This window comes from Mongoliibacter ruber (assembly GCF_003003005.1).
In the GTDB taxonomy this organism is placed as follows: Bacteria; Bacteroidota; Bacteroidia; order Cytophagales; family Cyclobacteriaceae; genus Mongoliibacter; species Mongoliibacter ruber.
Map to the genome: position 1 here is coordinate 1 of NZ_PVTR01000003.1, position 17,793 is coordinate 17,793.

At 38.9% G+C, this 17,793-nt stretch carries 17 protein-coding genes, 1 rRNA gene and 1 pseudogene; 4 read left to right on the forward strand and 15 right to left on the reverse strand.

From position 1 onward, the window contains the following. The 8 genes and pseudogenes from CLW00_RS05610 to CLW00_RS05645 all read right to left on the reverse strand — a co-directional run. A 16S ribosomal RNA gene (locus CLW00_RS05610) occupies nucleotides 1–63 on the reverse strand; the annotation flags it as partial. 444 nt (nucleotides 64–507) lie between these two features. Further along, nucleotides 508–1,056: a 3-keto-disaccharide hydrolase gene (locus CLW00_RS05615; RefSeq protein ID WP_425437943.1), complete on the reverse strand. Its 549-nt coding sequence runs from the start codon at nucleotides 1,054–1,056 to the stop codon at nucleotides 508–510. Between the two features lie 53 nt (nucleotides 1,057–1,109). After that, nucleotides 1,110–1,874, reverse strand: coding sequence for a 3-keto-disaccharide hydrolase (locus CLW00_RS05620; RefSeq protein ID WP_106132693.1), 765 nt, complete (start codon nucleotides 1,872–1,874; stop codon nucleotides 1,110–1,112). Beyond that, nucleotides 1,871–3,220, reverse strand: a complete 1,350-nt coding sequence (locus CLW00_RS05625; RefSeq protein WP_106132694.1) for a Gfo/Idh/MocA family oxidoreductase — start codon at nucleotides 3,218–3,220, stop codon at nucleotides 1,871–1,873. Before CLW00_RS05625 ends, CLW00_RS05620 begins: the two co-directional genes overlap by 4 nt. A gap of 103 nt (nucleotides 3,221–3,323) precedes the next feature. Continuing rightward, nucleotides 3,324–4,085: an ABC transporter substrate-binding protein gene (locus tag CLW00_RS05630; RefSeq protein ID WP_106132695.1), complete on the reverse strand. Its 762-nt coding sequence runs from the start codon at nucleotides 4,083–4,085 to the stop codon at nucleotides 3,324–3,326. Between the two features lie 136 nt (nucleotides 4,086–4,221). Then, nucleotides 4,222–5,289, reverse strand: coding sequence for a M42 family metallopeptidase (locus CLW00_RS05635; protein ID WP_106132696.1), 1,068 nt, complete (start codon nucleotides 5,287–5,289; stop codon nucleotides 4,222–4,224). A 63-nt stretch (nucleotides 5,290–5,352) separates the two neighbouring features. Further along, nucleotides 5,353–5,682 (reverse strand): annotated as a pseudogene (locus CLW00_RS05640) (four helix bundle protein); the annotation flags it as partial. A gap of 198 nt (nucleotides 5,683–5,880) precedes the next feature. Beyond that, the gene (locus tag CLW00_RS05645) at nucleotides 5,881–7,464 is read right to left on the reverse strand and encodes an acyl-CoA carboxylase subunit beta (RefSeq protein WP_106132697.1); all 1,584 of its coding nucleotides are present in this window, start codon (nucleotides 7,462–7,464) and stop codon (nucleotides 5,881–5,883) included. 164 nt (nucleotides 7,465–7,628) lie between these two features. Between CLW00_RS05645 and CLW00_RS05650 the strand changes: the two genes are divergently transcribed. From CLW00_RS05650 to CLW00_RS05665, 4 genes are all read left to right on the forward strand, one after another. Continuing rightward, nucleotides 7,629–8,585, forward strand: a complete 957-nt coding sequence (locus CLW00_RS05650; RefSeq protein ID WP_106132698.1) for a Ppx/GppA phosphatase family protein — start codon at nucleotides 7,629–7,631, stop codon at nucleotides 8,583–8,585. Nucleotides 8,586–8,608: 23 nt separating this feature from the next. Continuing rightward, a complete protein-coding gene (locus CLW00_RS05655; RefSeq protein ID WP_106132699.1) occupies nucleotides 8,609–9,679 on the forward strand; it encodes an Ldh family oxidoreductase in 1,071 nt (356 codons plus the stop codon). A 92-nt stretch (nucleotides 9,680–9,771) separates the two neighbouring features. Beyond that, the gene (locus CLW00_RS05660) at nucleotides 9,772–11,136 is read left to right on the forward strand and encodes a Gfo/Idh/MocA family oxidoreductase (RefSeq protein ID WP_106132700.1); all 1,365 of its coding nucleotides are present in this window, start codon (nucleotides 9,772–9,774) and stop codon (nucleotides 11,134–11,136) included. Between the two features lie 122 nt (nucleotides 11,137–11,258). Further along, nucleotides 11,259–11,954, forward strand: coding sequence for a DUF4397 domain-containing protein (locus tag CLW00_RS05665; RefSeq protein ID WP_170073176.1), 696 nt, complete (start codon nucleotides 11,259–11,261; stop codon nucleotides 11,952–11,954). A gap of 563 nt (nucleotides 11,955–12,517) precedes the next feature. On the opposite strand, the gene cysM is transcribed toward CLW00_RS05665, so the two are convergent. The 7 genes from cysM to CLW00_RS05705 form a co-directional block, all read right to left on the reverse strand. Next, the gene (cysM, locus tag CLW00_RS05675) at nucleotides 12,518–13,396 is read right to left on the reverse strand and encodes a cysteine synthase CysM (RefSeq protein WP_106132703.1); all 879 of its coding nucleotides are present in this window, start codon (nucleotides 13,394–13,396) and stop codon (nucleotides 12,518–12,520) included. Then, entirely contained in the window at nucleotides 13,393–14,226 is an 834-nt protein-coding gene (gene epsC, locus CLW00_RS05680) for a serine O-acetyltransferase EpsC (RefSeq protein WP_106132704.1), read from the reverse strand. Before epsC ends, cysM begins: the two co-directional genes overlap by 4 nt. Nucleotides 14,227–14,252: 26 nt before the next feature. Then, nucleotides 14,253–14,804, reverse strand: coding sequence for a hypothetical protein (locus CLW00_RS05685; RefSeq protein WP_106132705.1), 552 nt, complete (start codon nucleotides 14,802–14,804; stop codon nucleotides 14,253–14,255). Next, nucleotides 14,785–15,072, reverse strand: coding sequence for an FtsB family cell division protein (locus CLW00_RS05690; RefSeq protein WP_106133060.1), 288 nt, complete (start codon nucleotides 15,070–15,072; stop codon nucleotides 14,785–14,787). Before CLW00_RS05690 ends, CLW00_RS05685 begins: the two co-directional genes overlap by 20 nt. A gap of 138 nt (nucleotides 15,073–15,210) precedes the next feature. Next, the gene (locus CLW00_RS05695) at nucleotides 15,211–15,798 is read right to left on the reverse strand and encodes a porin family protein (RefSeq protein ID WP_106132706.1); all 588 of its coding nucleotides are present in this window, start codon (nucleotides 15,796–15,798) and stop codon (nucleotides 15,211–15,213) included. Between the two features lie 75 nt (nucleotides 15,799–15,873). Further along, nucleotides 15,874–16,245: a response regulator gene (locus CLW00_RS05700; protein ID WP_106132707.1), complete on the reverse strand. Its 372-nt coding sequence runs from the start codon at nucleotides 16,243–16,245 to the stop codon at nucleotides 15,874–15,876. Nucleotides 16,246–16,375: 130 nt separating this feature from the next. Further along, a complete protein-coding gene (locus tag CLW00_RS05705) occupies nucleotides 16,376–17,764 on the reverse strand; it encodes a sodium-dependent transporter (protein WP_106132708.1) in 1,389 nt (462 codons plus the stop codon). Between the last annotated feature and the right edge of the window lie 29 nt (nucleotides 17,765–17,793).

Here is a 17,793-nt window from a genome sequence, read left to right on the forward strand (position 1 = left end):
GACTTGCATGTATTAGGCCTGCCGCTAGCGTTCATCCTGAGCCAGGATCAAACTCTCCGTTGTATAGTTTGTTGTGACATATAAATATGTCTAGTTGTCTCTCTATAGTCCCGGATATTCCTCGCCCGGATATCTTTATTTGTTATTCTTATTCTGTGTTACAGCCTTTCAAAGAACTTATTCCCGATCATAGATCAATACCATCAATCTATATCAGAACTCGACCAACGCTTTCCGTTAGTTTCTTACTTCTTTACCCTCTCTTTCGAAACAGGTTTGCAAAGGTAAGAATTTTTTATTGTTTCACAAGTGAGAAAGTTGAAAATTTAAAATATTTTTTACTTTCGTTTGCGCCTTTCCCCTTATGGGATTGCAAAAGTGGGAAACATATTTTAAAAGTCAAAACATCAGGTAAAATATATTCTGAATATTATGATAACTACCTGAAATGTAAAGACAAAAAATCCCGACAATAAATTGTCGGGATCAAATTACCATTTACAATTCTTACAAAGGCTTCAAAGTAATATTTTTCCAATACACCTTTATGCCACCACCATCATGGATTTGAAGAAGTATTCCTCCTTCACCCTGGCCTATTTTCGAATCTGTGTAATCTACCATTTCTACATCATTGAGATATGAAGTCACTCTGTCTCCTTTCACGAATATCTTCATTTTATTCCAATCTCCAAATTTCAACACACTGTCTTTCTCTTTATCAGGCTTAATCAACCAACCTCTGCCATAAGATTCATAGATACCTCCTGTATCATGACCAGGAGGAGCAACCTCCACCTGCCATCCCGAAACTTTGGTTCCATCCACGGTAGACCTAATAAAGACTCCACTGTTACCGTCAGCTTCTTGCTTGAATTCTAAATTGAGTTCAAAATCCTTATAATTTTTCTTGGTCCCCAAATAACCATACTCCTTATCAGGACCACTTTCAGAGATTAATAAGCCATCTTCTACATACCACTTTTCAGTGCCATAAATTACCCAGCCATTCAGATTTTTCCCGTTAAACAATTTTATCTCTTTGTTTAAGGTCATAGACAAGCCTGCAAAAACGCATACTCCTATTGCTACTATTGCAAATATTTTTTTCATAATGATCTTATTTTAATGTTTTTAAACCAAGCCTCACTCCCGTGGTCCTGTAATGCAATCAAACCTTTGGTAGCGATGGCGTAATCAGGGAAGTCATCCCATTTCCCACTGTTTCTCCTTTTTTGCCAATCTTCTGAGTAAGGAACAAACTCTAAAGTCTTTTTCCCATTTAGCCAATAGCTTGCACCATCTTTGGAAAAAATAATCCTAGAAGTATTCCATTCTCCGGCAGGTTTTACCACCCCTTCTATATCCCCTGGATACATTCCATAGTCAGATGCCAGTGACTGCCAATCTTCTAATGGCTGAGGGAAACCTAATTGATCTATCACCTGATATTCGGGGCCGGTTTCATAAGGTGCATTATATTTAGGATCTTCCACAACATGATAAAAGACCCCACTATTACCCCCTGGGGCTATTTTCCAAGTAAACTCTAATTCAAACTCCTCGAAATCTAGAGGCCCAAAAACAATATCTCCACCAATGTCACCTCCAGAACCCAAAGCCTTGAGCGCTCCATCTTCTACTACCCATCCTTCAGGAAAACTATCTCCGTTGAATGACCGCCAACCTGCCGGATCTTCACCGTCAAACAATAACATCCAACCTGATGACTTTTCACCCTCTGTAAGTGTATTGTCTAAAACAATTATTTCTTCCTCTTCTTCTATATCATCTTCGGTTTTCTCTGAAGCACATGACCAAACCAATAAAGGCAATATGATGGCCATAAAACCAACTTTATTTCTTTTTATCATACAAGTTTCATGTTTACAGGATCCCACTGAATAAATTTATTCTGAAAATAACTGTCATTACAAAGCAAAGCTGGGGCTGCAGCCCTGAATCCAAATACCGGATCTTCGGCTACCTTACCTTCTGTTCTAATGGCTGTAAACCAGTTCCCAAAATGATCATAGTGCGCCCCTTTCCAATTTCTTTGTGCTGAATACACCAATTCTTTAGGAGGTAAAATTGAGGCCCTAGCCTCAGAACCACCTCTTAATCTTGCCTGCTCTTGCAAGAAAGGATCATCAGATATTACACTTTGATTCATTTTTACTACAACCTCCTCCCACTTCACGTCCATTGAACCTTTTGTTCCCACTATCCTCAAATAAGTAGTACCGCTGGTGCCGTCTACAAAATTACACCTTAAAGAAAGGTTGAATCCTGGATGTTTTTCTGTTTTGGGATAATCAAAAGTCCCTAATAGGACATCAGGTACTTCTCTTCCATCATTCCAATACCTTAATCCACCCATAGCGGATATTTTACTAGGACCATACGAGTCTGTAATAAAGTGCAAGCTTGAAAACAAATGGACAAATAAGTCCCCTGACATACCTGTACCATAATCCAGATAGTTTCTCCACCTAAAAAACCTTAACGGATCCCAATCTCTAGTTTTGGTATTAGAAATATATTTTTTCCAATCAACAGTTTGTTCATTTCCATCTTGCGGAACATTATACTGCCAAGCTCCTTCAGGAGACATCCTTGCCCAAAAACCTTCTGCATACACAATATCACCTATGGCTCCTTCGGCTAATAATTCTTTTGCTTTTTCATTTCCTAAAGAAGAAACACCTTGACTCCCCACTATCATCACTTTACCGGATTTTTCCCATGCATTGATGACATCCATTCCCTCTTTCACAGAATGTACCATCGGCTTTTCGCAATACACATGTTTGCCTGCATTCAAGGCATCTATACTGATTTGCTTATGCCAATGATCAGAGGTTGCGATGATGACAGCATCTATATCATTTCTTTTTAGGATTTCTTTGTAGTCTTGGGTGACAAATAAGTGATCCCCCCATTTTTGTTTTGCTGTATCTAACCTACCTTTATATAAATCGCAAACTGCTACCAGCTCGACATTGCTATGCCTAAGTGCGGAATTGGTGTCTTCGGTACCCATAATTCCCGCACCTATGAGGGCAAGCTTAATGGGTGTATCATTATTGAGAAGAAAGCTATCTTTACTTTCTATGAGATTTTTGGCTTGGGCTTCTTGAGGGATAGCAAAAGGGCTTAAAGCGGCTACTGCCCCTGTGGCTCCCAATTTTTTAAGAAAGTCCCTTCTTTGTTTTTTCATGGCTTTGATTCAGTTATTTGGAATGAGTGGAAAAGTTAATTAATTTTTTTATAAAAGTACCGTTCAATGATTCATAATTTTATAAACGGACAAAAGCTCCTTTTCACATACCAAGAAAATATGTTTTCGCATATTTCAGTCTACTCCCGTACCAGCTAAACATCTCTCCGTCTACCAATTGAATTGTTGCCATTGGTAATAAAGATGCGAATTCCTCAATATGCTTACGCTTAAAAGGAAAAGGTTCAGAACTCAAAAGCAAGTAATCAGGGTTCAATGATTTCAACTCTTCCATAGCCAACATAGGATATCTTTCATTCTTGATCAAATTATCAAAACCCACTCTATTCAACATATCGTCAATAAAGGTATTGGCCCCTACTACCATCAGAGGGTCTTTCCAAATCACATAAACAGCTGTTCCTTTCTTTTCAAAGTGAAGGTCTAAATCATTTTTAATCTTTCGGACAAGAGAATTTGCAACAATTGAAGTCCCTGTGATTTCACCTACACCTACCATCATATTAAAGGCATCTTCCAAATTGAAAATATCACTCATCCAGACAGGATACTTTTCTGCCAATTGTTCAATCCCTTCCTGATAATTTTCTTCCTTATTCCCAATGATCAAATCAGGTTGCAGAGCAGCTATCTTATCGAAATGAAAGTTCTTAGTCCCACCAATGATGGTTTTTTGTTTTTTTAGTCCCTTGGGATGCACACAAAACTTAGTCACACCGACCAATCTTTCTTTTAACCCCAAATCCACCAATAGCTCTGTCTGAGAAGGTACCAATGAAACAATCCTTTGAGGCTTTTCATGAATCTCTATGGTCCTGTTCATCTGGTCGGTAAAAAAAGGCATGGGAAGAATGTCCTAGTGATTAGTGGTCAGTGAATAGGTGACTGAGTGAGTCATATAATAATGTCCTGAAATTACTTAATTCTTGTTTCTTTGTCTCGTATCTCGCTTCTAGTATCTTGTTTATCGTCTCTCCTTTCTAAACCACATACCTGAAATCAAACTTTGGATCAAATTCTATAAGGAACTTATACATCAATTCAATCACTAGCTCAATATCATCCTTGCTTGCAGTCTCCACAGTAGTATGCATATATTTAATTGCAAGAGAAATCAGTGCAGAAGGTACACCGTCATTGGAATAAGCAAATGCATCTGTGTCTGTACCTGTACTTCGGGAAGCCGCAGCCCTCTGGAATGGGATGTCGTTTTTCTTGGCAGTAGCAATAATCAGATCCAGAAGCTTTTTGTGTACAGCTGCACCATAGGTAAGCACAGGTCCTGAACCAGCAACTTGCTCACCACTGACATTTTTTTTGTACATGGGTGCAGTAGTGTCATGGCATACATCAGTTATGATTGCAATATTAGGCTTGATTCGTGCAGCAATCATTTCCGCCCCACGCAAGCCAATTTCTTCTTGGACAGCATTGACAATATACAGTCCAAAGGGAAGTTTTACTTCTTCTTCTTTAAGTTTTCTGGCAACCTGAGCTATCATATACCCTCCAATCCTATTATCCAAAGCTCTACCTGAAAGGTATTTTCCGTTTAATTCCTGTAATTCATCCTTGAAAGTAACGACACAGCCTACATGTACACCTAACTCCTCCACTTCCTCTTTGGACCGCGCTCCAACATCAAGAAAAATGTTTTCCAAGGTTGGTGTTTCCTCTTTTTCATTTTTTCTCACATGAATGGCCGGCCAACCAAAGACCCCCGGAACTATGCCTTTATCTGTGTGGATATTTACCCTCATTGATGGCGCGATCATGTGATCGGAGCCTCCGTTTCTATTCACATAAATATACCCTTCTGGAGTAATGTAATTGATAAACCAGGAAATTTCATCAGCATGAGCCTCGATAATTACTTTATAATCTGCTTCCGGATTGATCACCCCTACGGCAGTACCGTACTGATCTGTAAAGTGTGTGTCAACATATGGCTTGATATAGTCTAGCCAAATCTGCTGGCCAGAGGCTTCAAAGCCAGTTGGTGAGGCATTATTAAGGTATTTATATAAAAAACTGTTTGATTCACTCATTTGATAAAGTATTTAGTTATTGGTTATTGAGTTATTAGTTATTGGTTATTGAGTTATTAGGGGTCATGAGTTTTGTATTTTAGATTTTTTCAAATAACTGATGTAACCGTTCAGTAATTTTAAACACTCATTATTCAGTGTACGAAACTCAGCAAATTCTTCATCTGAAATGTAATTTTCATCATGGGCGATAATAATATGATCCAAAGTCTCTGCCAAAGAACCTCTGGCTATCCTACAAAACTGAATGTTTTCTTGGTAGAAGAATCTGCCAAATCCTTCTGCTATATTATTGGTTATTGATCTGGAAGCTCTTTTTACTTGATGTGTTAATGCATATTTTTCCTCTATAGGAAATTTTTTTATGATTTTGCTCACAAATAAACGTACCTCCCGTCCTTTTTTTCAGACGTCTAAATCCTCGAATGAATTAAAAGCCATAGTGATATAAAGTTATTGGTTCAACTATTGAAAAACTTTGACGATAGAATCTATTTCTTCTGGATAAGCCATCGCCAAAATCATAAAAGGCCTATGAAAATAAACAAACCTCTAATAACTCAATATACTAATTACTAATCAACTACAATCTTACAGCGGAATATTTCCATGCTTTTTCCTAGGTAGCTTATCAACCTTGTTTTCCAGCATTTTATAAGCCCTTATTAGCTTCTCTCTCGTTTCGGAGGGCATGATGACCTCATCTATAAAACCTCTATGAGCTGCACGATATGGATTTGCAAATTTCGCAGTGTAATCATCTATTTTTTCCTGTAGTTTGGCCGCCGGGTCATCTGATTCTGCTATTTCTCTTTTGAAAATAATTTCAGAAGCTCCTTTTGCTCCCATCACTGCAATCTCAGCTGTAGGCCAGGCAAAGTTCAAATCTGCTCCAATATGTTTGGAGTTCATTACATCATATGCACCTCCGTAAGCTTTTCGTGTGATGACCGTGACTCTTGGAACTGTCGCTTCTGAAAAAGCATAGAGTAATTTGGCCCCATTGACAATGATACCGTTCCATTCTTGATCAGTGCCAGGTAAAAAACCAGGTACATCAACCAAGACAAGTAAAGGAATATTAAAGGAGTCACAGAATCTTACGAATCTAGCAGCTTTGATGGAGGCATCATTATCCAAGACACCCGCCAATGATTGAGGCTGATTTCCTACAATCCCAATACTTCTCCCTGCTAACCTGGCAAAGCCAACAACGATATTATCAGCGTAGTTTTTATGAACTTCCATGAAAGAAGATTCATCCGTAATCCCAACTATCACCTCCCGCATATCATATGGATGATTAGGGTTTTCAGGAATAATCTTGTTCAAAACCTCTCTGCTTTCATCACTTTTAAGTTCATACTTATATACAGGGGCTTCATCTTCACAGTTTTGGGGTACATAGCTCAAAAGCTGTTTGATATGATTGATACATTCTATTTCATTGGCACAAGCAAAATGCGTAACACCACTTTTGGTACTGTGGGTACTTGCACCTCCTAGCTCCTCGGCAGTAACGTTTTCTTGTGTAACCGTTTTGACAACATTTGGTCCTGTAACAAACATGTAAGAGGAGTTTTCTACCATCATGATAAAATCCGTAATGGCAGGAGAATATACAGCACCACCTGCACAAGGCCCCATGATTGCAGAAATCTGCGGCACTACACCAGAGGCCAGTGTATTTCTATAAAAAATATCCGCATAGCCCCCAAGAGAAACCACACCTTCTTGAATTCGGGCACCTCCTGAATCATTCAATCCAATCACAGGAGCACCATTTTTCATAGCCATGTCCATGATTTTACATATTTTCTCGGCATGTGTTTCCGAAAGTGACCCTCCAAAAACAGTAAAATCCTGAGAATAGACATATACTAACCTTCCATTGATTTCTCCATAGCCTGTCACTACACCATCTCCTAAATAATGTTCCTTGTCCAAACCAAAATCTTTAGCACGGTGCATTACGAATTTGTCAATTTCCTGAAAAGTACCTTCATCCATTAAAAAATGAATTCTTTCTCTGGCTGTAAGTTTTCCTTTTTTGTGTTGTGCTTCTATTCTCTTCTGACCACCTCCCTCTAATGCTTCTTGGTTTTTTTTCTTGAGAAGACTGATTTTATCCTCATTGCTGGGCAAAGTATAAACACCCTTGATGCTGCTATCCATGTATCTAAAGTTAATTGGTTGTTTCAAATATAACGAGGTGGATCAAAGGGAGAAAATTTTTGTACAAATACGTCCGACAAATCCCAGTATCCAAAGAAAAAATAGTCAGTTTCACGGATTTAAGATAAACTTTCTATATTCGCAAAACTAAATTTCAGGGCCAAATGATCCCCAAGAAGGCAGCAATCATTGATATGGGTACCAATACATTCCATTTGCTATTGGTGGCATTATACGAAGACAGGTTTGAGACGATTTACAAAGAAAAAATCGCCGTAAAAATCGGGCAAGGAGGTATCAGTCAAAACATGATCCTTCCTGAAGCTCAAAAGCGTGCCTTCCACACCTTAAAACATTTCCGAAACCTTATCGACGGGGAGAATATCACCAACATATTCGCATTTGCTACAAGTGCTGTGAGAAATGCTGAAAATGGCTCCGCATTTGTAAATGAAATAAAAGAGACGTTTGATATATCAGTCAATGTGATATCAGGAGCAGAAGAAGCTCAACTCATTTATGAAGGCATCAGATTCAGCGGTTCATTGAATGGACAGACTAGTTTGATGATGGATATCGGCGGGGGATCAGTTGAATTCATCATAGGTACAGCACAAGAAGCTTTTTGGAGAAAGAGTTTTGAAATTGGCGGTCAGCGAATGCTTGACCTTTTCCATTATCACGATCCAATTCTGATAGAGGAGGCTGAAAATTTGACAGAATATTTAAAGGGCAATTTAGAAGAGTTATCTAGTGCAATAGCTCAATATAAACCAGTCGCGCTTGTAGGAGCTTCCGGAACTTTTGATACGCTTACCGATATCTATTTCCAATCTTTGCATCAGAACAAAAGTAAAACTCAACAGGTTTTTGACCTACCAAGGCCTTCGTTTGATGAAATCGCTGAAAAACTCCTGAATCTGAACAAAGAGGAAAGACTCAAAATCCCAGGAATGATACCAATGCGTGTGGATATGATCGTGGTAGCATCTTGTTTGATCAAATATATTCTAAAACTGGTCCCTGTAAATGTGCTTATTTGTTCCAATTATGCTTTGAAAGAAGGTGTCATTGCTCAATTGATGGGTAAACATTCCTTGGCTCCTGCTGAAAGCAGGTAAATAATATAACAAACATTGACTTCATGGTAATAGAATATCAACAGCTATTTGATTTCACCAAAAGAATTTTATTGAAAATCGGATGTCCAGAAACAGATGCTGAACTGGCTGCCGATGTATTGCTCTCCGCTGACCTCCGTGGGATCGATTCTCATGGTGTCGCCAGGCTTTCGGGCTATGTGCGGCTATGGGAGAAAAAGCGAATCAACGCCAATCCTAACATAAAAATTGTCCACGAAACTCCTAGTACCGCTGTGGTAGACGGGGATGCGGGTTTGGGTTTGGTGGTAGCACCATTTGCCATGAGAGTGGCAATAGAAAAGGCAAAAAATGTAGGTACAGGTTGGGTCTCGGTCAAAAACTCCAACCACTACGGAATAGCCGGGTATCATAGTATGATGGCTTTGGAACACGATATGATCGGTCTTTCATTCACCAATGCAAGCCCATTGGTAGCACCGACTTTCTCCAAAGAAAGACTCTTAGGAACAAACCCGATTTCAGTGGCAATTCCCGCTGGAGAAGAGCCTCCATTTGTAGCAGACATGGCAACTACTACGGCAGCCAACGGTAAACTTGAGATTTTGCAAAGAAAAGAGCAAGATGCTCCTTTTGGTTGGGTCCAAGATGATCAGGGGCAGCCAACCCAAGATGCAAATGGGGTAAAAAAAGGAGGGGCACTTTTACCTTTAGGTGGCGATCGGGATCATGGTTCACACAAAGGCTATGCTTTAGGTTCCATTGTTGATATTTTTTCTGCAGTATTGTCTGGCGCCAATTATGGGCCATGGGTTCCCCCTTTCGTAGCATTTTTAGAGCCGGACCCAAATCCTGTGGGTGAAGGTTTGGGACACTTTTTTGGAGCAATGAGGGTCGATGCCTTCCGTCCATCTTCTGATTTCAAATCCCATATGGATAATTGGATAAGAAGATTCCGATCAGCACAACCAACAGATGGCAATCCCAAAGTACTTATCCCCGGTGACCCTGAGAGAGATTTGGAAAAAGAAAGACGAAGCGGTGGCATACCACTTTTAAAACCAGTTTTCGAAGATCTATTAAAACTTGGTGATAGATTTGAGGTAAACCTTTGACCATCCATCAAATCGGATTTGATTGATTTTGACCTTTTTGTAAATTGGTTCGGTATTGTTAGTATCACCTATTAACCCAAACCCAGTAACCAATGAAAAATCTCTCACTCAACCGTCGTCAGTTTATCAAAGGCAGTGGCGCAACATTAGCCCTTGCCAGTATGGGACTGATGGGAATGAACTTTGTCAAAACAGAAAAAACCCTACAAGTAGCGCTGATTGGAAGCGGTTGGTATGGTAAAAGTGATCTTTTCCGATTGATTCAAATAGCTGACTGCGAAGTAGTGGCTTTGTGCGATGTCGATTCCAATATGTTGGAAGAAGCTGGAAAACTTGTGTCACAAAGACAGAAATCGGGTAAAGTTCCCAAACTTTATAAGGATTATCGAGAACTTCTGAAAAACCATAAGCTTGATATCACTGTGATAGGAACACCTGATCACTGGCATGCACTTCAAGCGATAGCTGCTATAAAAGCAGGATCACATGTTTACCTCCAAAAGCCCATTTCAGTGGACGTAATTGAAGGCGAGGCAGTAGTAGCTGCAGCTAGAAAATACGATAAAATGGTTCAAGTTGGAGTACAGCGAAGAAGCACACCACATCTTTGGGAAGCCAAGCGCGAAATTTTGGAAAAAGATATGCTTGGAAAAATTTCCCATGTCGAAATCTGCTGCTACTACCACATGAGGGCTAATGGAAATCCACCCGAACAAGATGTTCCTGACTTTTTGGATTACGACATGTGGACGGGACCGGCACCATTACGACCATATGATGGCATACCTCATACCCGTTGGTGGAGAACATTTATGGAATATGGGAACGGGATTACCGGTGACATGTGTGTACATATGTTAGACACAGTAAGATGGCTCCTAGCTTTGGGGTGGCCAACCAAAATTACTTCAACAGGAGGTATCTATGTACAAAAAGAGGGGAAGTCCAACATTTCGGATACCCAAACAGCCATCTTTGAATTTGATGAAATGAATGTCGTTTGGCAGCACCGTTCTTGGGGGAAACCAGTGGACCCTGAATACCCATGGGCTTTTAAAATTTATGGGGAAAAAGGCACATTGGTAGGCAGCACTATGAAGGCCGAGTTTTTACCCATGGAGGGTGAGAAAGTACTTTTTGATGTTCTTTATGAAAAAGAAGAATATCCAGAAGACCTGACTGAAGATAGAATTGAACTGAATGCTGCCCCGGCTACAAGAAGACAAATGCAGAATCTTATAAAATCAATGGAGACCGGAGAATTACCTGTTGCAGATATAAAAGAGGGGCATATTTCCACGGCTTCCTGTATTCTTGCAAATATCTCTATGGAACTTGGCCGGCCTTTGGCATATGATCCTGAAAAAATGATTGTCGTAGATGACCCAGAAGCTACGGAAAGGTTGAGGAGGCCATATAGGTCTCCTTGGAAACATCCTGAACCTGATCAAGTATAATCTCAATCCCCGAAAATTCGGGGATTTTTTTTTGTACCTGTAGCACTTTTGATGCATGTATCGTTAGGGGGGAAAATTAAACCAACTATTATATGATCAACAAATCAGTTATTAACCCATTTATGAAAAAAAGTCTTGTTACATTCTTACTAATAGGAGGAATATCCCTTCTTAGCTCTTGCCTTCCTGACAGAGATCCAGTTACCCCACCTGACGCTGCCTTTGTCACTATTTATCACGGTTCACCGGATGCTCCCAATTTGGATATTTACGCAGAGACCAATCGGATTAATAATTCACCCCTTACATATGGCAATTCATTCCCATATAGTCAGTTTTTTATCGGTGAAAGGTTACTAAGATTCACACCTCACAATGCTGCCAATACTGTGTTGGAAACGACCCATACCTTTGAAAAAGATAAAGTTTATTCGTTATTTATAATCAATAGGCTAGCTGAAATTGAAGCTATCAAAGTAGAAGATAAATGGAGTGATCCTACTTCAGAAAATGCTCAAATAAGACTTGCACACTTATCTCCTGACGCTGGAAATATCAGGGTTAAAATTGGGGAGGAAGAGGTATTTTTCGGCGCAGCAAATAATTTTGAGGAGGTTACATCCTTCAAGGATCTGGAAAAAGGAAAGTACTCTGTGAGCATTCTAAATGAAGACGGAAGCAAGGAATTGCTAAAAATCAATGAAATAGAAATCAGGGGAAATAGAATATACTCACTTATCGTGCGGGGTTTTGCTGATAGTGAAAACGGCAATAATCCGCTGAGCGCACAACTATTGACCAACTATATTAAATTCTAAGCAGAGTAAATTACAATTACGAATCCCAAAGATTTTTCTTTGGGATTCGTAATTGCCCTAAAAAATGTAAAATAGGTATACCTTTTTTCTCAATCACACTGGGTTTCACTCCAAACGCTAATTAAAGAGGTACAATAAATTTATCAGTTAATCACACCAACCAACAGAAATACCGAATAAATAACCATCAAAGATCTTGAAATAGGTATACCATTTGGAAAGATTTCAAATGGTATTTTTTGGTTGCGTTGGAAAATGAAAAATTGTTTAAAACAAAACTTGTAGATACTTTTATTCGGTTATAAATGAAATCAAGAGATAATGCTAAAAATTGGATATTTAGTCTTTAATAAACAAGCACTTAAAAACCTGGCTTTGCTATTTTTCCTAATTGGGCTTCCTTATGGATTTCTGATAGCTTATATACAAGATAATGGTGTAATAGTGTATCCAGCATTTCTAGTTTATGGATTATTCATTTATAACTTTTCATGTTTCTTTTTGCTAAAAAATAGAATTGCAAGGAACATAATTGAACTAAACAATTGATAATAAATCAATTGTTAACCAAACAAATCCGAGCTCAAATACCTATCACCTCTATCGCAGGTAATGCAGACAATCACACCGGATTGTAATTCAGAGGCTAATTTTAAAGCGGCGTGCAAGGCTCCTCCACTACTCATGCCAGCCAAAACCCCCTCTTCTTTGGCCATCCTCCTGGTCATGTATGTGGCTTCTTCCTGACTGACATCAATCACCCGATCAACCCGATTTGGTTCAAAAATCTTAGGCAAATACTCAGGAGACCACCTTCTGATTCCCGGTATACTTGAACCATCTGTAGGTTGAGTACCTACTATTTGAATTGCTGAATTTTTCTCCTTCAAAAACATCGAAACCCCCATAATAGTCCCTGTGGTCCCCATGGCTGACACAAAGTGAGTAACCTCGCCAGCCGTATCCCGCCAAATCTCCGGTCCAGTCGAATGATAATGTGCCATGTAATTGTCTGGATTAGAAAATTGATTGAGTATCACATAACCTTCCTCCAAAGCCATTTTTTCAGCTAATTCACGGGAATATTCAATTGTCTTTTCTGAAGGCGTAAGAATTACCTTAGCTCCATACGCTTCCATGGAAAGCACTCTTTCTTTGGTACTATTATCGGGCATGATCAAGGTCATGTGGAGCCCGAGAATATTTGCTACCATCGCCAATGCAATACCTGTATTACCACTTGTGGCTTCTACGAGCTTGTCACCTTTTTTTATTGTGCCGCGATCCAAAGCGCTTTTGATCATATTATATGCGGCTCGGTCTTTCACACTTCCGCCTGGATTTTGTCCTTCAAGTTTGCAAAAAATCTTAACATTTGGATTTACAGGAATGTTGGTCAACTCCACCAAAGGAGTGTTTCCGATCAAGTCAACAAGTTTCATCCTTGGCTTTTGATTATATAAGTATCTGTTTCTTCAGAATCAGGATTATACATCCTGGCTTGGTAGTAAATTTTACTGTTGGCGGGAACGCTTTTGGTGACCCATACATTTCCTCCAATCACCGAATGTTCACCAATAATGGTATTGCCTCCGAGAATGGTTGCTCCAGCATAGATGATTACATGGTTTTCGATTGTTGGGTGACGCTTTTTATCAGCATCTTCTTTTTCTACACTCAATGCTCCAAGTGTGACTCCCTGATAAATTTTGACACAATTTCCGATTATGGTAGTTTCTCCGATTACTATTCCAGTACCATGATCGATACAGAAATGTTCCCCGATTTTGGCGCCTGGGTGAATATCTATACCAGTTCGACTATGGGCATATTCTGTAATCATCCTCGGAATCAGGTATACATCGAGGCTATATAGGAGGTGAGCCACTCTATATGCTGCAATTGCATAAAAACCGGGATAACAACGAATGATTTCTGTAATGGATTTGGCAGCTGGGTCTCCATCAAACATGGCCTGAACATCTTTCAAAATGAGCTCGTAAACCGTTTCCAATTTAAAAAAAAAGTCTTCGGCAATTTGAGCGCCATCTTGACCATGAAGGTGCCTGTTTTTGATCAAAAGACTACTTAGGTGATGTTTGAGCTCTTCAATTTTAGCGGATACTTGTACCTCTTCCTTCAGCAAATCATTTGCAAAATCAGGAAACAGTAGCCCAAGTATGTTTTCAAAGAATGACTGAATAATTTTTGGTGAGGGACACTCAGGGCAATTCTGGTGAGATTTGCTGAGTTTTTTGACCAATGAATCCATGATGAAAGGGCTTTATTAGGTGGTGATTACAGAATAAAACCCACTCGAATCACGTAAGGTTCAAAATAAGGTGATCTTCTGTTGTCATGAAGCAGATTATAAAGAAAAGTAAAGTTAAATCCTCCTCTATCCCCAGACGGAACAAAATATCCTCCTCCTAGAAAAAAAGCGGGAACCCAAATTCTCTCAAATACATTTCTATTTCTATCTAACCAGTCATAGTTGACATTTTCGTATTCCGCATGTGCAAAAAAATTGGGGAAAATATTATATCTGGTAAAAACCCTTCCGCCATAAAGACTATTGCTACCTCCAAAAAATCTTCTGTCATTAAAATATTGATAAGTAGCTCCTACTCCACCTGAAAGTCGGTTGGTCACCATGGCTCCAACCAATGGGGAAACATCTACGAAAGTGATGGTGCCAAAAGAAGCCCCAAAATTACCTCCGTAGTACAAACGATCTTTTAATGGGGGATTGGCTTCTTCATCAATTACTCTCTGAGCTGATACAAACGTTGAAGTCCAAGCAAAAAGAATAAAAAAAACGACAATTACCTTATTCTTCAACAACCACATATAAATCCTCTGTTTTTCTTTTCATCATATAACGTTCACGGGCAAACTTCTCAAGAAGTTCATAATTGCTCATCAGTTCTTCACGGTCGGCTTTTATTTTTTCTTTTCTCTCAAGATAAAACTCCCTTTGCTTTTCCAGGTCTTTCACTTTAGACCTTAGCTTAAACTGGGTAAAGATGTCATTGGAATCAATAAATACCATCCATAGGACAAAAAATAAAGTGAAGATGAAATAAAAATTTTTGGTGTACTTAAGGTAGCGACGCATTCTATCAATTTTTGACCATGACAAATATAGAGATTGACAATAAAAAAAACCATAATTGGGATTTTTCATGTAACAGCTATAAGAAAGCCCAAAAACCAAGCCAGCGATAGTTAACTATCTAAATATCCGATTCCTGATTTAAAAAAGCCTAAAACCAGCAGAAATAATAAGTTGATTTTGCCTTTGATCTGTTTCAAAACCGGCAACACTTCTTGATATCTTACCCAGAGAATTTTCATATTTGAAGTCCAAGATCAAATTACCGACATCTAAACCCACCCCGGCCTGATAACCTATGGTAGAATTACTATAGTCAACATCTAAAGCATTCTGAACCCCATCTTCAATAGTATAATCGAGCAAAACAGAAGCAATTGGACCAGCCTGTACCCTGAAAAAATTAGCCAATTTAAAGCCCATCATCAAAGGAATATCAAACCTGTTGAAGTTTGCATTAATGGTCCTTACTGAAGTATTCGATGTTTCGACAATTGTTCCTCCTGTGTTAGTAAAAAGGAATTCGGGTTGCACAAATATTGATGAACCTCCCATCCTAACAAACAAACCAAGATGGTAACCCGTAAAACTATCCCCTGAGGAAAACGCGTCACCATTTACTGAAATGTTGGCTTGAGAAACTCCTACTTTTGGGCCTATTGAAAACTCTTGAGCACTTATTGCGTGACTTAGCAAGATTGTAATGAAAACTAATACAGCCTGTTTCATTTGATATATTTTTAGATAATCGAATCTACGAAAAAAACATATCTACAATAACGAAAAAAAAATGTTTTCAATACGTTAGTCCAATCCTTTTCTTGCCTGCTCTTGAGCAATTGCATAGATTTCATAAAAGTCCATTGGTTTTTGAAGAAGTATATCAAAAGTAAGTTTGCTCGCTTTCTTAAAATATTCAATGTTTCCGGAAGTGATGCCAATAATGGGTAAATTTTGAATCTTTTCGTTGAGCTTTATCTGTGCTAATAGTTCTAAGCCATCCATTTGTGGCATCATAATATCAGTTATTATAAGATTGAACCCAGATTCACCTTCCAAAATGCTGATAGCTTCTACACCATTATTCGCAGTAAAAACTAGGTGATTTTCTTTTTCAAATACTTTTTTCAAAATAAGCCTATTGATGGCATCATCATCTACAACGAGGACTTTCATGCGGTTTAGGGGGTTGGATCAGTCAACAATATACATAAATCATAATATAAAATACATATTTAGATAGATAAAATAAAAAAAGAGGGGTTTAAACCCCTCTTTCAAATGATAAACAATGTCTTTAAAGGAATTACCCTCCTTCTTGAGGCGTACCAAACACGCCTACTAGATCCAGTAATACCAATGCAATTACAATAGGACAAACCCATTTGATAAAGAAAATCCACGCTGATCTCAAAGGTCCTTTAAAACCAGGAGCACCTTGAGCCAATTCATTGGCAAAATCCCCGATCTTCTTAGCCCATCCAGTATACAAGCTCAACATTAGACAAATGACAACCACTGCAAATGTCCCAAAGACAAAATCCATGATAGCAAAGAAACCTACCTGAGTATTGCCAAGGAAATTAAGTGTAAGGTCATTGAAATAATTCCCCTCAATAGATGACAAAGCTGAAGGCACTGAAAGAGCCATTGCTGCAATACCTATGGACCATGTCGCTTTTTTCCTACTCCACTTTTTCTCGTCAATAAAATAAGAAACCGGAACTTCCAACATGGAAATACTTGACGTGAGTGCAGCCACTAAAAGCAATAAGAAGAACAAGGCTCCAATGAAGTTTCCACCTGGCATTGCATCAAATACCTTCGGCAAAACTTCAAATACCAAGGCAGGGCCACCTGCTGGATCTTTTCCTGGCAACAAGGCAAACAAAGCCGGAAATACCATCAGTCCACCCATCAAGGCGACCATGCTGTCCATCCCTGCAATCCAACCTGAAGATTGGACAATGTTGCTTTTCTTAGGTAAATAAGAACCAAAAGTAATCATCAACCCCCAACCTACTGACATAGAGAAAAAGGCTTGACCAAGAGCTTGTAAAACAACTTTACTGGTGATTTTTGTAAAATCAGGATATAAATAATACCTAACCCCTTCCATAGCACCATCTAAAGTCACTGCTCTTCCAGCTATGAAAATAATGATCACAAATAAAATAGGCATTAGAAATTTAGCTGCTTTTTCTATACCTCCGGAAACGCCACCTAATACAACGGCAATGGTCAAAAATATGAATAAGAAACACAGAGGAACTACATACTGAGGCGTATCTTGAAATTCCTCAAAATCTATCGGAATGTTTACCAATTCGGTAAAAATATACCCAATTGTCCATCCAGCTATTACTGAATAATAACTCAACACACAGAAACAAACCAAAATACACAATACTCCTGCAATCTGCCAGAAACCATTCCCTCCGGTAGCTTTGATTGCACCGATTGGGTTTTTGCCTGATTTACGGCCTAAGGCAATTTCATTCAATAAGAGCGGAAGCCCGATAAGGAGAACGCGGATAGCATATACAAATACGAAAGCTCCTCCTCCATTTTCACCGGTGAGATATGGAAATCTCCAAATGTTTCCCAATCCAACCGCAGAACCGGCTGCAGCCATAATAAAACCCAAACTTGAGCCAAATTGGCCTCTACCTTGGGTATCTGAATTCATCGCCATTTTATTTGAATTAATTGATTTTGAATAAA

What these genes read in the sequence shown, in the direction of transcription:
- CLW00_RS05650 (WP_106132698.1), top strand. Translation starts at nt 7,629, where the DNA reads ATGATCCCCAAGAAGGCAGCAATCATTGATATGGGTACCAATACATTC.
- CLW00_RS05660 (WP_106132700.1), top strand. Translation starts at nt 9,772, where the DNA reads ATGAAAAATCTCTCACTCAACCGTCGTCAGTTTATCAAAGGCAGTGGC.
- epsC (WP_106132704.1), bottom strand. Translation starts at nt 14,226, where the DNA reads ATGGATTCATTGGTCAAAAAACTCAGCAAATCTCACCAGAATTGCCCT.
- CLW00_RS05700 (WP_106132707.1), bottom strand. Translation starts at nt 16,245, where the DNA reads ATGAAAGTCCTCGTTGTAGATGATGATGCCATCAATAGGCTTATTTTG.
- CLW00_RS05685 (WP_106132705.1), bottom strand. Translation starts at nt 14,804, where the DNA reads ATGTGGTTGTTGAAGAATAAGGTAATTGTCGTTTTTTTTATTCTTTTT.
- CLW00_RS05645 (WP_106132697.1), bottom strand. Translation starts at nt 7,464, where the DNA reads ATGGATAGCAGCATCAAGGGTGTTTATACTTTGCCCAGCAATGAGGAT.
- CLW00_RS05665 (WP_170073176.1), top strand. Translation starts at nt 11,259, where the DNA reads ATGAAAAAAAGTCTTGTTACATTCTTACTAATAGGAGGAATATCCCTT.
- CLW00_RS05620 (WP_106132693.1), bottom strand. Translation starts at nt 1,874, where the DNA reads ATGATAAAAAGAAATAAAGTTGGTTTTATGGCCATCATATTGCCTTTA.
- CLW00_RS05635 (WP_106132696.1), bottom strand. Translation starts at nt 5,289, where the DNA reads ATGAGTGAATCAAACAGTTTTTTATATAAATACCTTAATAATGCCTCA.
- CLW00_RS05655 (WP_106132699.1), top strand. Translation starts at nt 8,609, where the DNA reads ATGGTAATAGAATATCAACAGCTATTTGATTTCACCAAAAGAATTTTA.
- CLW00_RS05695 (WP_106132706.1), bottom strand. Translation starts at nt 15,798, where the DNA reads ATGAAACAGGCTGTATTAGTTTTCATTACAATCTTGCTAAGTCACGCA.
- cysM (WP_106132703.1), bottom strand. Translation starts at nt 13,396, where the DNA reads ATGAAACTTGTTGACTTGATCGGAAACACTCCTTTGGTGGAGTTGACC.
- CLW00_RS05625 (WP_106132694.1), bottom strand. Translation starts at nt 3,220, where the DNA reads ATGAAAAAACAAAGAAGGGACTTTCTTAAAAAATTGGGAGCCACAGGG.
- CLW00_RS05705 (WP_106132708.1), bottom strand. Translation starts at nt 17,764, where the DNA reads ATGGCGATGAATTCAGATACCCAAGGTAGAGGCCAATTTGGCTCAAGT.
- CLW00_RS05690 (WP_106133060.1), bottom strand. Translation starts at nt 15,072, where the DNA reads ATGCGTCGCTACCTTAAGTACACCAAAAATTTTTATTTCATCTTCACT.
- CLW00_RS05630 (WP_106132695.1), bottom strand. Translation starts at nt 4,085, where the DNA reads ATGCCTTTTTTTACCGACCAGATGAACAGGACCATAGAGATTCATGAA.
- CLW00_RS05615 (WP_425437943.1), bottom strand. Translation starts at nt 1,056, where the DNA reads ATGACCTTAAACAAAGAGATAAAATTGTTTAACGGGAAAAATCTGAAT.